Source organism: Streptomyces sp. NPDC037290, from assembly GCF_055603245.1.
In genome coordinates this window covers 67,078-80,418 of the sequence record NZ_JBVJVZ010000007.1, presented here as the reverse complement: position 1 = coordinate 80,418, position 13,341 = coordinate 67,078, and the positions used below count along the sequence as shown (strand labels likewise).

The following is a 13,341-nucleotide window of genomic DNA, read 5'->3' as shown; positions in this document are numbered from 1 at the left end:
AACAGTGGCAGCGACCGCCGACGACACCGAAGAACACACGGACGCGTCCGACTCGGATCCGGCTCCGCGCGGCCGTCCGGGCCGCATCGCCATGGCGGTCAGCGTCCTCGGTGAAATCCTCATCACCGCAGGCCTGTTGCTCGCTCTGTTCGTCGTGTACTCCCTGTGGTGGACGAACGTGATAGCGGATCGCAAGGCGGACAAGCGTGCCGATCAGGTCCGCGACCACTGGGCCCACACGACGGATTCCGGGCCGGGGGCGCTGGACACCAAGGACGGCATCGGCTTCCTGCATGTGCCGTCGATGAAGAACGGCGAGGTCCTGGTCGAGAAGGGCACGGGCACGGACGTCCTCAACGACGGTGTGGCCGGCTACTACACGGACCCGGTCAAGGCGACCCTCCCCATGTCCGGCAAGACGGGCAACTTCACCCTCGCCGCCCACCGCGACGGCCACGGAGCGAAGTTCCACAACATCGACAAGGTGCGCCAGGGCGACCCGATCGTCTTCGAGACGCGGGACGACTGGTACGTCTACAAGGTCTTCTCGGTCCTCCCGGAGACCTCGAAGTACAACGTCAAGGTCCTTTCCCAGGTCCCGAAGGAGTCCGGCAAGAAGAAGCCGGGCCACTACATCACGTTGACGACGTGCACACCGGTGTACACCTCGGAGTACCGGTATGTGGTGTGGGGGGAGCTGGTGCGGGTGGAGAAGGTGGACAGCAAGCGGACGTTGCCGAAGGAACTTCGGTAGGCCCCCGGGGAGCGAGCTCAGGACGAGGAAAGGCCCTGGAACACCGCTGTGGTGCGCCAGGGCCTTTCTCACGGGCCGGTGACGTCGTCAGCCGTTGAGGCCGCCGAAGATGCCGCCGTTGTTGTTGCCCCCGTTGTTGCCGCCGCCGAAGTCCGCGGTGGTCAGGATGACCTGGGTGCTGTTCGGGTCGGCCTGCGTCCCCCCGTTCGGGTTCTGCTGGATGACCCGTGCCTTGTCGTCGGTGGGGCCGGTGACCTGGATCTGCGTGTAGCCGGCCTGCTGCAGGATCTGCTGGGCCTGCTGCACGGTCTTGCCCAGGACGGTCGGCACCTGGCCCTGCGTCTGCTGTCCGCCCTGGAACTTGCCGACGCTGAGGGTGACGGGCGTGTCCTTGGAGACCTGCTGGTTCGGCTGCGGGTTGGACCCGGTGACCTTGCCGTCGTCGTCCTGGTTGGTGGTGGGGGTGTCGGCGCAGGTGGCCGACAGGCCGAGCTGCTGCAGTTCGGCCTTCGCCTCGTCGCAGGACTTGCCGATGACGTCGCCGGGGATGGTGACCTTGTCCTCGGCCTTGGCGACCGTCAGCGTGATCTTGGAACCCTTCTGGACCTCCGTACCGAGGTCGGGGTTCTGCTTGATGACGGTGCCCGCCGGCTGCGTCGAGACCTCGTCCTTGCGGACGACGTCGAACTTGTACTTGTCGCCCTCAAGGGTGGACTGGGCGTTGTCGAAGGTCTGCCCGAGCACGTTCGGCACCGCCACCTTGGGCGCGCCCGTCGAGATCACCAGGCTGATGGTGCTGCCCTTGGCGACCTTGCCCTTGTCCGGGGACTGCGAGCACACGTTGCCCTTGGGCTGGTTCTCGCAGGGCTTCCTGGAGGTGCTGAGCTTCAGGTCGACGTTCTCGGCCATCTTCTCGGCCGTGCCCTTGGACACACCGACGAAGTTCGGTACCGGTACCTTGCCGTCGCCCGCGTTGCCGCCGCTCGCCACCCACTTGCCGATCAGGATCGCGCCGATCAGGACCAGGATGCCCGCGACCACCAGCAGGATCGTCGAGGTGTTGGACTTCTTCTGCTGCCGGCCGCGGCGGCCGGGGCCGTCGTCGTAGCCGTAGCCGCCGTCGTCCGGGTTCATCGGCGGGAGCATGGCCGTGGCGCCCGCTCCGGCGCCCGCGCCCAGGGCCGTCGTCGGCTGGTCGTCGGGGTAGCCGCCGTAGCCCACCGCGCCCAGCGCGGCCGTCGCCGCGACCGGCTGGCCGTCCAGGCAGGCCTCGATGTCGGCGCGCATCTCGTCGGCCGACTGGTAGCGGTAGTTCGGGTCCTTGACCAGGGCCTTCAGGACGATCGCGTCCATCTCCGGAGTGATCTCCGGGTCGAAGACCGAGGGAGGCTGGGGCTCCTCGCGGACATGCTGGTAGGCCACCGCCACCGGTGAGTCACCCACGAAGGGCGGCCGGACCGTCAGCAGCTCGTACAGGAGGCAGCCGGTCGAGTACAGGTCCGACCTCGCGTCGACCTGCTCGCCCTTCGCCTGCTCCGGCGACAGGTACTGGGCCGTGCCGATGACCGCGGCCGTCTGGGTCATGGTCATGCCGGCGTCGCCCATGGCGCGGGCGATGCCGAAGTCCATCACCTTGACCTGGCCGTTGCGGGTCAGCATGACGTTGGCCGGCTTGATGTCGCGGTGCACGATGCCGTTGCGGTGGGCGTACTCCAGGCCCTGCAGGATGCCGATGGTCATTTCCATCGCGCGTTCGGGCAGGAGTTTGCGGCCGGAGTGAAGAAGCTCACGGAGCGTGGAGCCGTCCACGTACTCCATCACGATGTACGGGATCGAGACCCCGTCGATGTAGTCCTCGCCCGTGTCATAGACCGCGACGATCGCGGGGTGGTTGAGCGAGGCGGCCGACTGGGCCTCCCGGCGGAACCGGGCCTGGAAGGAAGGGTCGCGTGCCAGGTCGGCGCGCAGGGTCTTCACTGCCACGGTGCGGCCCAGGCGGGTGTCATGCGCGAGGTAGACCTCGGCCATGCCACCACGGCCGAGCACCTGGCCCAGCTCGTACCGGCCGCCGAGGCGACGCGGCTCTTCCATAGCTACCTACCAGCCCTCTCCGTCGGTCTCGGTCGCACGGTGGTGTGCGGCCGGAGGCTGCCGTCCGGGCCTACGGTACCCGGCTCGCTTTGTATGACCTGGCCAAGCCCGGAACCCGATACAGGACCGGTATCGCAACGTGCGGCGATGTGAAGACGACGTGAGCGGCGTCACTTCCTCGGGTGGTCTGTGTCACTTCTTGGAGTTGATGACCGCCTCCATGACGTTCTTCGCGATCGGCGCGGCCAGGCCGCCACCGGAGATGTCGTCACGGTTGGCGCTCTCGTCCTCGATCACCACGGCCACGGCGACCGGCGAGCTGCCGTCGGGCAGCTTGGCGTAGGAGATGAACCACGCGTACGGGTTGGCGCTGTTCGCCACACCGTGCTGCGCGGTACCGGTCTTGCCGCCCACGGTGACGCCCTGGATCTGCGCCTTCGTGCCGGTGCCCTGCTTGACGACCGTCTCCATCATGCCCTGCAGGATCTGCGCGTTGGCCGGGGACAGCGGCCGGCTCATCTCCTTCGGCTCGGTCTTGTCGACCGGGTCGAGGTTGGAGGACTGCAGCGAGTCGACCATGTACGGCTGCATCAGCTTGCCGTCGTTGGCGACCGCCGAGGCGACCATGGCCATCTGCAGCGGGGTCGCGGCGGTGTTGTACTGGCCGATGGAGGACAGCGCGGTCTGCGAGGGGTTCATGTTGTCGGAGAACGTCGACGCGTTGGAGCGGACCGGGATGAACTGCTCGGCGTCGAAGCCGAACTTCTTCGCCTCCGCCAGCATCTTGTCGTTGCCGAGGTCGGCGCCGATCTTGCCGAAGACCGAGTTGCAGGACCAGCGCAGCGCCTCGCGCAGCGGCGCGTTCTTGCAGGGGATGTTGCCCTCGTTCTTCAGCTCGGTGCGGGTGCCCTTCATGATGTAGGGCAGCGGCGAGTCCGTCGGCTCGTCGGCCGACTTGTACAGCCCGTTCTCCAGCGCGGCCGCCGCGGTGACCACCTTGAAGGTGGAGCCCGGCGGGTAGGTCTCGCGCAGCGCCCGGTTCAGCATCGGGTCGGCCGGGTTGTTCTTCTTCTGCAGCTTGTTCCAGGCCCGGGCGTCGTCGTCGGAGTAGCCCGCGAAGGACGAGGGGTCGTACGACGGGTAGGAGGCCAGGGCCAGGATCTTGCCGGTGGAGGGCTCCAGGGCGACGACCGCGCCCTTGCCGCCCTGCTGGGCCAGCCCCTTGTACGCCGCCTTCTGTGCGGCGGCGCTCAGCGTGGTGACGACGTTGCCGCCCTGCTGCTTCTTGCCGGTGACCATGTCCAGCGTCTTGCGGAAGAAGAGCCGGTCGTCGTTGCCGGTGAGGATGCCGTCCTCGACTCCCTCGAGGAAGCTGCTTTGGAAGGCCTGCGAGGAGTAACCGGTGACCGGGGCCCACATGGGGCCGTTCTTGTAGGTGCGCTTGTACTTGAAGTCGCCGTGCTTGGTCTCGACCGAGCCGGTTATGGGGTTGCCGTCGACGATGATGTCGCCCCGCGGGTGCGCGTACCGCTCGATGATCACGCGGCGGTTGGCCGGATCGGACCGCAGTTTGTCGGCCTGGACGTACTGAAGCCAGTTGTCACGGATCAACAACGCCAGGACGAGGAGTCCGCAGAAGATCGCGATTCGGCGCAGTGGCTTGTTCACATCCGGCCTTTCCACAAGCTAACAGGTGCGCCTGTTGCTTCAGTCTCTCGGTGCCGATGGTGCTGGCGCTCATCCTTGGCCGCGCACAGTTTAGTGGCAGCGGCTGTGTGTCCCGGGCGGGGCCGTCCACAACGACTGATCAGTAGACGCGCCCGGGGCGCGAGAGGTTCCGGAAAACAGCGGACGGCTTCCGGTTCCGGCAGGTGCCGGTCCCGGAAGCCGTCCGTCAGGAACGCGCCGAGGGGCCGTTCAGCACTTCGGCGGGTTGCCGCTGGCCACGCTGAAGTAGTAGTCGGACGTGTAGCCCCAGACGTTGGCGCTGGAGCTGTTGTCCTTCACGTACCACCAGATGTTGTCGCCGTAGACGCCCTCACCGCGGACCCAGCACTTCACGAAGGCGCCGTCGCCCTTGTAGGCGTGGTCCACGATCGCCGTGTCGGTGCTCGGACCCTTGCGGATCTTGACGTCGTCCGTGGTCCAGCTGCCCCCGTAGCTGCCGGCGGCCTGCGCGCTCGTCGCGCTGGTCACGGTGAACAGTGCGGCGCCCAGCGCGGCGGCCGCGCCCACGGCGAGACGCTTTCCGCGCGAACCCATGCGAGGCATGAGATCCCCCAATGTGTCGTTCGTCCCGTCCCGTGGTCACGGGACGGGCAGGTCGTCCGTCACTCTAGTGGGCGGCCCGTACTGAAACGATCTTCACATTGGTGATCAGGATCACTCGACGGGGTTGGTGCCGCCGGGGCGGACCACCTGGGTCATCTCGGCGTCGGAGTTCGTGGCGGGGGTGGGCGCCGGGCGGCGGGCGGTGTCGCTGATGCGGATGAGGATGCCGATCAGCGCCCAGTTGGCGATCACGGAGGAACCGCCGTAGGCGAGGAACGGCATCGTCATACCGGTCAGCGGGATGAGTCCCAGCACACCGCCGGCCACGACGAAGATCTGGAGCGCGAAGCCACCGGACAGGCCGATGGCCAGCAGCTTGCCGAACGGGTCGCGGGCGGCGAGCGCGGTACGGATGCCACGCTCGGCGATCAGGCCGTAGATCAGCAGGATTGCCATGATGCCCGCCAGGCCCAGCTCTTCGCCGAAGGTGGCGAGGACGAAGTCGGAGTTGGCGGCGAAACCGATCAGTTCGGAGTGGCCCTGGCCCCAGCCGGTGCCAAGAGTCCCACCGGAGCCGAACGCCCACTGGGCCTGCATGAGCTGCTCGGAGTGGCCCTGGAGGCCCTGACGGCTGAGCTTGAACTCCTTCATCGGGTCGAGCCAGGCCTGGACACGCTGCTGCACGTGCGTCTCGAAGCTTGCCACGCCGACGGCGCCGACTGCGGACATCAGCAGACCGAAGACGATCCAGCTGGTTCGCTCGGTGGCGACGTACAACATGATCACGAACATGCCGAAGAACAGCAGCGATGTACCGAGGTCGGTCTCGAAGACGAGGATGAGGATCGAGATCGCCCAGACGACGAGGATCGGGCCGAGGTCACGGCCACGCGGCAGATACAGCCCCAGGAAACGGCGGCTGGCCAGGGCCAGCGCGTCCCGCTTCACCATCAGATAGCCGGCGAAGAACACCGCCAGCACGAGCTTGGCGAACTCACCGGGCTGGATGGAGAAGCTGCCGACGTGGATCCAGATTTTCGCGCCGTACACGTTCAGGCCGAGGCCCGGGACCAGCGGCAGGAGTAGCAGGACCAGCGCGCCGACCATCGAGATGTAGGTATACCGCTGGAGCGTGCGGTGGTCCTTGAGGAAGATCAGCACCACGGAGAAGAGCGCGAAACCCAGCGCCGTGTAGAGCAACTGGTTGGCCGCCTTGCCGCCTGCGGCATGCATCTGCTGGAGCAGCTTCGACTGGTCCAGCCGCCAGATCACGACGAGCCCGAGCCCGTTGAGCAGGGTGGCCAGCGGCAGCAGCAGCGGGTCGGCGTACGGCGCGAACTTCCGCACGGCGAGATGGGCGACTCCGGCCAGCAGACCGAGACCGAGGCCGTAGGACAGCAGGCCGGCGGGCATCGAGTTGTTGATGGCCAGGCCCACGTTGGCGTAGGCGAACACCGGGATGACCACGGCGAAGACCAGCAGGGCCAGCTCGGTGTTGCGGCGGCTCGGCGCGCCGATCGCGCCGATCGTGGACGTGTGGTGCGTCGGTGAGTTAGTCGTACTGCTCATCGTGTGACAGGGCCTCTCGCGGCTCGGCTACTGCTTGCCGCACTGATCGACGACCTTCTGCTCATCCTCGGAGAGGCTCGGGCCGGGGTTCGGAGTGGGGGACGTGGACGGGTGCTTCGAGGGCGATGTCGGCGGCTTCACCGTCCCCGAACCCGTCGAGGGGTTCGGCGTCGGTGACGCCTTGGACGTGAAGGCGGTACGGGTGGTTCCCGTGGTGCCTCCCGCCTCGCCCTGGCCCGTCTTCCTGTTCCGCTCGGACTCGGCCGCCGTGCGCTCCGCCTGCTTCTTGCACGCGGAGGCCTGTACGGACAGTGCCTCGATCTTCGCCTGGGCCTGCGGCAGACCGCCCGCGGTGATCGTGGCCTTGACCTGCTTCTGCTGGTAGGGCGGCAGGTACTTGAGTTCGATCTCGGGGTGGTCCTTCTCCACCTTCGACAGCGACACCCAGGCCAGGTCCTGGCTGATCCCGCGGTACAGCGCCACGTGCTCGCCCTTGGCGCCGACGTAGTACTGCGTCTGCGTCCAGCGGTAACCGCCGTAGAGGCCGCCGCCGATGACGGCGAGGGCGAGGGCGCCGTAGAGGGATCTCTTGAGCCACCTGCGCCCGCCGCGCGGCTTGGTCAGGTCGCCCTCGGCGTAGTCGTCGAAGCTGCCGGCCGGGATGTAGCCGGTGGTGTCGCCGGAGCCGGGCGGGCCGAACTCGCCGCCGCCGTGCCCGTGGTTCTGCCGGCCCAGGTGGGAGGCGCGGCCGGCCGGGGTCTGCATGATGCCGTTGTCGTGCAGGTGGTGCTGGTTCTCGGCGACCGCGCCGACCACGACCGGCTGGTCGGACAGCTGCCCGGCCATGGTGTCGCCGGTGTCCAGGTCGAGGACGTCGGCGACGATGACCGTGATGTTGTCGGGGCCGCCGCCGCGCAGCGCGAGCTGGATCAGCTCCTGGACGGTCTCCTGCGGGCCCTGGTAGCTGGCGAGGGTCTCCTCCATCGTCTGGTGGGAGACGACGCCGGACAGGCCGTCGGAGCAGATCAGATAGCGGTCGCCGGCGCGGACCTCGCGGATCGACAGGTCGGGCTCGACGTGGTCGCCGCTGCCGAGGGCGCGCATCAGCAGGGAGCGCTGCGGATGGGTGGTGGCCTCTTCCTCGGTGATCCGGCCCTCGTCGACGAGCCGCTGCACCCAGGTGTGGTCCTGCGTGATCTGGGTGAGAACTCCGTCACGCAGCAGATAGGCGCGCGAGTCACCGACGTGGACGAGTCCGAGCCGCTGGCCCGTCCACAGCAGGGCGGTGAGGGTCGTCCCCATGCCCTCCAGCTGGGGGTCCTCCTCGACCATGGCGCGCAGCTGGTCGTTGGCGCGCTGCACGGCCACGCCGAGCGAGGTGAGGATGTCGGAGCCGGGCACGTCGTCGTCGAGCGTGACCAGGGTGGAGATGACCTCGGAGGAGGCGACCTCGCCGGCAGCCTGGCCGCCCATGCCGTCGGCGATCGCGAGCAGCCGCGGACCGGCGTAACCGGAGTCCTCGTTGCCCTCGCGGATCATGCCCTTGTGCGATCCGGCGGCAAAGCGCAGTGACAGACTCATGCGCACCTCGCCCGTCGGCTCCGAATGCAGCCGGTCGTGTCGAGCCACACTGCCCACCCTCCGGTCGGGAGCGCGCCGGCGGCCGGGTGGCGGCCTGCCGCTGCGTGCTCGCTCCGCTCGCTCATTGTCGTACTACTTCCGCAGCTCGATGACGGTCTTGCCGATGCGGATCGGCGCGCCCAGCGGGATCGGCGTGGGAGTCGTCAGCCGGGACCGGTCCAGGTAGGTGCCGTTGGTGGAGCCGAGATCCTCGACGATCCACTGACCGTCGCGGTCCGGGTAGATCCTGGCATGGCGGCTGGATGCGTAGTCGTCGTCCAGCACGATCGTGGAGTCGTGTGCCCGCCCCAGGGTGATCGTCTGGCCCTGCAGCGCGACCGTGGTGCCGGTCAGTGTGCCTTCGGTCACGACCAGCTTGGTGGGGGCGTTGCGGCCGCGGCGGCCGCCGCTCTGCTGGCCACGCTGCGGCGGCGGCGCGGCCTGCTGCCGGGCCGCCTGACGGCCGCCCTGCTGCTGCGCCCGTCCGGCCTCCCTACGCGATCCGCGCTGGGTGACGCGCGTACCGAACAGGTCGCTCCGGATGACCTGTACGGCCACGATCACGAACAGCCACAGTACGGCCAGGAAACCCAGCCGCATGACCGTGAGGGTCAGCTCTGACATTGCCCCCGCTTCACCCTTCGGCTTGCCTATAGATAACGGTGGTGCTGCCCACGACGATCCGCGAGCCGTCGCGGAGCGTAGCGCGGGTGGTGTGCTGCCCGTCCACCACGATGCCGTTGGTGGAGCCGAGATCCTGGATCGTCGAGGGCGTTCCGGTCCGGATCTCGCAGTGCCGGCGCGAGACGCCGGGGTCGTCGATCCGCACGTCGGCGTCGGTGCTGCGGCCCAGCACCAGCGTCGCGCGGGAGATCTGGTGGCGGGTGCCGTTGATCTCGATCCAGTAGCGGGTCTGCCCGCCGCTCATCGGGGCGGCCGAGGGCCGCTGGGTGGCGGGCTGAGGGTAGCCGTAGCCGCCGGGGCGCGCGCCGGGAGGCGGCGCGGACGGCATCGGGGGTGCGCCGGCGGGTGCGCCCGCCGAGTGGCCGTAGCCGCCGCCGGAGGCGCCCTGCGCGGAGCGGCCGGGGGCCGGGGCCGCGGGGGCCTGCTGACTGCTGGAGGAGGCGAGGGTGCGCGAGCGCACCCGGTACAGACCGGTGTCCAGGTCGTCGGCCTTCTCCAGATTGACCTTGATGGGGCCCATGAAGGTGTAGCGCTGCTGCTTGGCGTAGTCGCGCACCATGCCGGCCAGCTCGTCGCCGAGCTGCCCGGAGTAGGGGCTGAGGCGCTCGTGGTCCGGCGCGCTCAGCTCCACGATGAAGTCGTTGGGTACGACCGTCCGGTCGCGGTTCCAGATCGTGGCGTTGTTGTCACACTCACGCTGGAGCGCGCCTGCGATCTCCACGGGCTGGACCTCGGACTTGAAGACCTTGGCGAAGGTGCCGTTCACCAGACCTTCGAGACGCTGCTCGAACTTCTTCAGGACTCCCATGGGGCACCTCCTCCGTCCCTGTGCTGCCTTGCCCTGTTGTGTGCGCTGCCTTGCCCGGTGCTGCTGGTACTGCTCACTGATCGTATCTACGCGTCCGGCAATCAGCCGGTTCCCCCAGCGACTCCCCTTCGAACTCCCGGCACGCACTCCTGCTGCCATGGATCGTAGAGGCGGGCGAAGACCAGTGTCCCGCACCCGGCTGTGGACCCGGCCCGCCTCCTGGACAGATGCCCGGGACCGGTACGAGGTTGATACGCGGAGCGGGTCTCCTTGATACGTCAGAGATGCGTGAGGGGCGCATGCGGGCGCTGGGACCGGCGGTGACGGGCGCTGTGCCGCCGGGCGGCCGCCCGGAAGGGATGTGAACCCACCCCGTACGGCGTGCTAATGTTCTGGATGTCGGAAGGGGCCAGCCCGAAAGGGTCGGAGCCGGAAGACACACCCAATGCGCGGGTGGCGGAATAGGCAGACGCGCTGGATTCAGGTTCCAGTGCCCGCAAGGGCGTGGGGGTTCAACTCCCCCCTCGCGCACAGAGGAGAGACGGGTCTCCACCGGTGACGGAAGTCACGGTGGAGGCCCGTTTCTCGTTGTCCGAGGTGGTGACAGAGCGCACACCCGGGCTCCCCGTGCGCGTCCAGTTCCGGGCGCCGGTGCGCCGTGAGGCCGTGAGGCATGTCACGGACGCCCTGACCGGTTCCGGGGTGCTGTGCCGCAGTGCGTCGGTCCTGCCGGGAGGGGTCTGCCGGGGAGGTCTGCCGGGGGAGGTCTGCCCGGGGACGCGTCAGGGTGCCGAGAGGCAGGGCCGCCGTCCTGACCGCCCGCCCTGATCGCCGCCGTGCTGCGGCCGGTGCGGCCGGGGTCTTCGACGAAGTGACGGACCGCGTCGATGGCGGGTCTGCCCGGGGCGCGGGGGTGTGCCGAACGTTCAGGGTGCGGGCGCGCGGGGGTGTGCCGAACGTTCAGGGTGCGCCGGGCGTCATCGTGGTGACGCGGATGCCCGCCCCCCCCAGCGGCGAACAGGCCCTGCCGCCCGTCGGCCGCCGGTTGTACGGTCTTCCCGAGTTGATGTTCGTACCGCGTCTGGTCGGCAGACGGCGGCAGTACGGGGGAGGCGGTCGCGATGACCGGAACCGGCGTGGCAGTGGCGGACGCGGCAGACACGGCGGACCGGGACACGCGCCGGCTGCCCCGGGTACGCGGCTTCGCCCACTGGCCGCGGCAGGGCTCGCCCAAGGAAGAGGGCAAGGCACTGCGGACGAGCGTGCCGCGTTCCGCGCACCGCACGCTCGACCTGGACGCCTCCCGCCCCGACGCGGTGAGCGCGGTCACCGAGTCCAACGCCGGCCGGATCCCGGAACTGACCCCCATCCGCGTCGGGCGCATGGCGGCCACCCCCTTCGCCTTCCTGCGCGGCTCCGCCGGACTCATGGCCCACGACCTGGCCCGCACCCCCATGACCAGGATCGGCACCCAGATATGCGGCGACGCACACGCCGCCAACTTCGGCCTGTACGGCGACGCCCGCGGCGGTCTCGTCATCGACCTCAACGACTTCGACGAGACCGTGCACGGCCCCTGGGAATGGGATCTGAAGCGGCTCGCGGCCTCACTGGTGCTCGCCGGACGGGAAGCCGGTGCCGACGAGGACACCTGCCGCGCGGCCGCACGGGACGCGGTCGGCGCCTACCGCCGCACCATGCGGCTGCTCGCCAAACTGCCGGTCCTCGACGCCTGGAACGCCATCGCGGACGAGGAACTGGTCTCCCACGCCGACGCCCACGACCTGCTCGGCACCCTGCAGAGGGTCTCCGAGAAGGCCCGCGCCAACACCAGCGGCCGGTTCGCGGCGAAATCGACCGAGACGGCGGCGGACGGCGGACGCCGGTTCATGGACGCCTCCCCGGTCCTGCGCCGCATCCCGGACACCGAGGCCCACGCCGTCGCCGCCTCCCTCGAGGAGTACCTGGCCACCCTGTCCGAGGACCGGCACCCCCTGCTCGCCCGGCACGCCGTGCACGACGTGGCCTTCCGCGTGGTCGGCACGGGCAGCGTAGGCACCCGGTCCTACGTCGTACTGCTCCTCGACCACCGTGAGCAGCCGCTGGTGCTCCAGGTGAAGGAGGCCCGGCCCTCCGCGCTCGTCCCCCACCTGGCCACGGCCGGATTCGACGCGGCGCCGGTGCAGCACGAGGGCCGCCGGGTGGTCCTCGGGCAGAAGCGCATGCAGGTCGTCAGCGACATCCTGCTCGGCTGGACGACCGTCGACGGCCGCCCCTTCCAGGTCCGCCAGTTCCGCAACCGCAAGGGCAGCGTGGACCCCGCCGCCCTCGCCGCCGACCAGATCGACGACTACGGGCGCATGACCGGCGCCCTGCTGGCCCGCGCCCACTCCCACAGCGCCGACCCGCGGCTGATCGCCGGCTACTGCGGCAAGAACGAGGAACTGGACGAGGCGGTCGCCGCCTTCGCTGTCACCTACGCCGACCGCACGGAGGCGGACCACACGGAGCTGGTGGCGGCGATCAGGGCGGGGCGGATCGCGGCCGAGCTGGGGGTGTGAGCCACGCCCGGGCGCGGGGAGCGGTACGGCGAGGTCGTACCGCTGTGCGGCTCCGCCGCATGGGCGCGAGGCACCACGACGAACCCGCACCCGGCGGGCGAGCCGCAGTCCCACGGCGGGACAGCGAGACACCGCACCCGGCGCGAGCCGCGCTCAGCGCTACGCTTGCCGGGTGACGACCCCGGAAGCCGAACAGTCCGCACCGCGGCCCGAGGAACGGCTCGAGCAGGCCGTACGGGCCGCCGAGCAGGCATTGATCGAGTACGAGATCGCCGTCGAGACGTTCCGTGTCGAGGTCGAGAACTTCTCCCGGCTGCACGAGCAGAGACTCGGCCCGCTCTACGTCCGCATCGAGGAGCTGGACGCCGAGATCGCCGAGGCGAAGGCCGCCCGCACCGGTGACCCGGAGGACATCCGCCGCGCCGAGGAGGCCCGCGCCCGGGTGACGCCGATCCCCGGGGTGGAGGAACTGCTGCACGGCTGGATGGACGGCCACGGCCTGTTCCCGGAGGCCGCCGCCATGCTCACCGACCAGGCCGTACGGCCCCCGGAGCGGGTCCGGCCCAGCGAGGAGGCCCGCCGGCTCTACCGCGAGCTGGCCCGCAAGTCCCACCCCGACCTCGCCCAGGAGGAAGAGGAGTGCCGCCGGCGTGAGGAGTTCCTCGCCCGCGTCAACGCCGCCTACGCCCGCGGTGACGAGGCCCTGCTGAAGGAACTGGCCGAGGAGTGGGCCGCCGGCCCGGTACCGCCCGAGCGGCGCCCCAGCCCCGCCGAGGAGCTGTACGCCCGCCTCGAATGGCTCGCCCAGCGCAAGGAACTGCTCACCCTCGTCGCCCGCGAACTGGAGGACGGCGCGATCGCCGGCATGCTCCGGCTCGCCCCGGACGACCCCGACAGGCTGCTCGAAGAGATCGCCGCCAGGCTGCGCTCCGACATCGCCCAGCGCGAGGCGGAACTGGCGACACTGCTGGAGCAGGGCTGAG

Annotated in this window: 10 protein-coding genes and 1 tRNA gene; 4 read left to right on the top strand and 7 right to left on the bottom strand. The window is 69.5% G+C overall.

Annotated elements, in window-relative coordinates; translation table 11 throughout:
* Positions 1-4 precede the first annotated feature (4 nt).
* Entirely contained in the window at positions 5-754 is a 750-nt protein-coding gene (locus tag ACZ7HQ_RS24590; protein WP_470993788.1) for a class E sortase, read from the top strand.
* A gap of 87 nt (positions 755-841) precedes the next feature.
* On the opposite strand, the gene pknB is transcribed toward ACZ7HQ_RS24590, so the two are convergent.
* From pknB to ACZ7HQ_RS24555, 7 genes are all read right to left on the bottom strand, one after another.
* Positions 842-2,845, bottom strand: a complete 2,004-nt coding sequence (gene pknB, locus ACZ7HQ_RS24585; protein WP_470993785.1) for a Stk1 family PASTA domain-containing Ser/Thr kinase — start codon at positions 2,843-2,845, stop codon at positions 842-844.
* 192 nt (positions 2,846-3,037) lie between these two features.
* Positions 3,038-4,513, bottom strand: coding sequence for a peptidoglycan D,D-transpeptidase FtsI family protein (locus ACZ7HQ_RS24580; protein WP_470993782.1), 1,476 nt, complete (start codon positions 4,511-4,513; stop codon positions 3,038-3,040).
* 249 nt (positions 4,514-4,762) lie between these two features.
* Positions 4,763-5,107 carry an SH3 domain-containing protein gene (locus ACZ7HQ_RS24575; RefSeq protein WP_470993779.1) on the bottom strand — a complete coding sequence of 115 codons (345 nt, stop codon included), beginning with the start codon at positions 5,105-5,107 and terminating at the stop codon, positions 4,763-4,765.
* A gap of 120 nt (positions 5,108-5,227) precedes the next feature.
* A complete protein-coding gene (locus ACZ7HQ_RS24570) occupies positions 5,228-6,685 on the bottom strand; it encodes an FtsW/RodA/SpoVE family cell cycle protein (protein WP_470993776.1) in 1,458 nt (485 codons plus the stop codon).
* A gap of 27 nt (positions 6,686-6,712) precedes the next feature.
* A complete protein-coding gene (locus ACZ7HQ_RS24565) occupies positions 6,713-8,266 on the bottom strand; it encodes a Stp1/IreP family PP2C-type Ser/Thr phosphatase (RefSeq protein ID WP_470993773.1) in 1,554 nt (517 codons plus the stop codon).
* Between the two features lie 132 nt (positions 8,267-8,398).
* Positions 8,399-8,929 carry an FHA domain-containing protein FhaB/FipA gene (locus ACZ7HQ_RS24560; RefSeq protein ID WP_470993770.1) on the bottom strand — a complete coding sequence of 177 codons (531 nt, stop codon included), beginning with the start codon at positions 8,927-8,929 and terminating at the stop codon, positions 8,399-8,401.
* A 10-nt stretch (positions 8,930-8,939) separates the two neighbouring features.
* Positions 8,940-9,797, bottom strand: a complete 858-nt coding sequence (locus ACZ7HQ_RS24555) for an FhaA domain-containing protein (RefSeq protein WP_470993766.1) — start codon at positions 9,795-9,797, stop codon at positions 8,940-8,942.
* 447 nt (positions 9,798-10,244) lie between these two features.
* Between ACZ7HQ_RS24555 and ACZ7HQ_RS24550 the strand changes: the two genes are divergently transcribed.
* From ACZ7HQ_RS24550 to ACZ7HQ_RS24540, 3 genes are all read left to right on the top strand, one after another.
* Positions 10,245-10,328 (top strand) — tRNA-Leu (locus ACZ7HQ_RS24550).
* Between the two features lie 590 nt (positions 10,329-10,918).
* A complete protein-coding gene (locus ACZ7HQ_RS24545; protein ID WP_470993763.1) occupies positions 10,919-12,358 on the top strand; it encodes a DUF2252 domain-containing protein in 1,440 nt (479 codons plus the stop codon).
* A 172-nt stretch (positions 12,359-12,530) separates the two neighbouring features.
* Positions 12,531-13,340, top strand: coding sequence for a hypothetical protein (locus tag ACZ7HQ_RS24540; RefSeq protein ID WP_470993760.1), 810 nt, complete (start codon positions 12,531-12,533; stop codon positions 13,338-13,340).
* The last annotated feature ends 1 nt before the right edge of the window (position 13,341 follow it).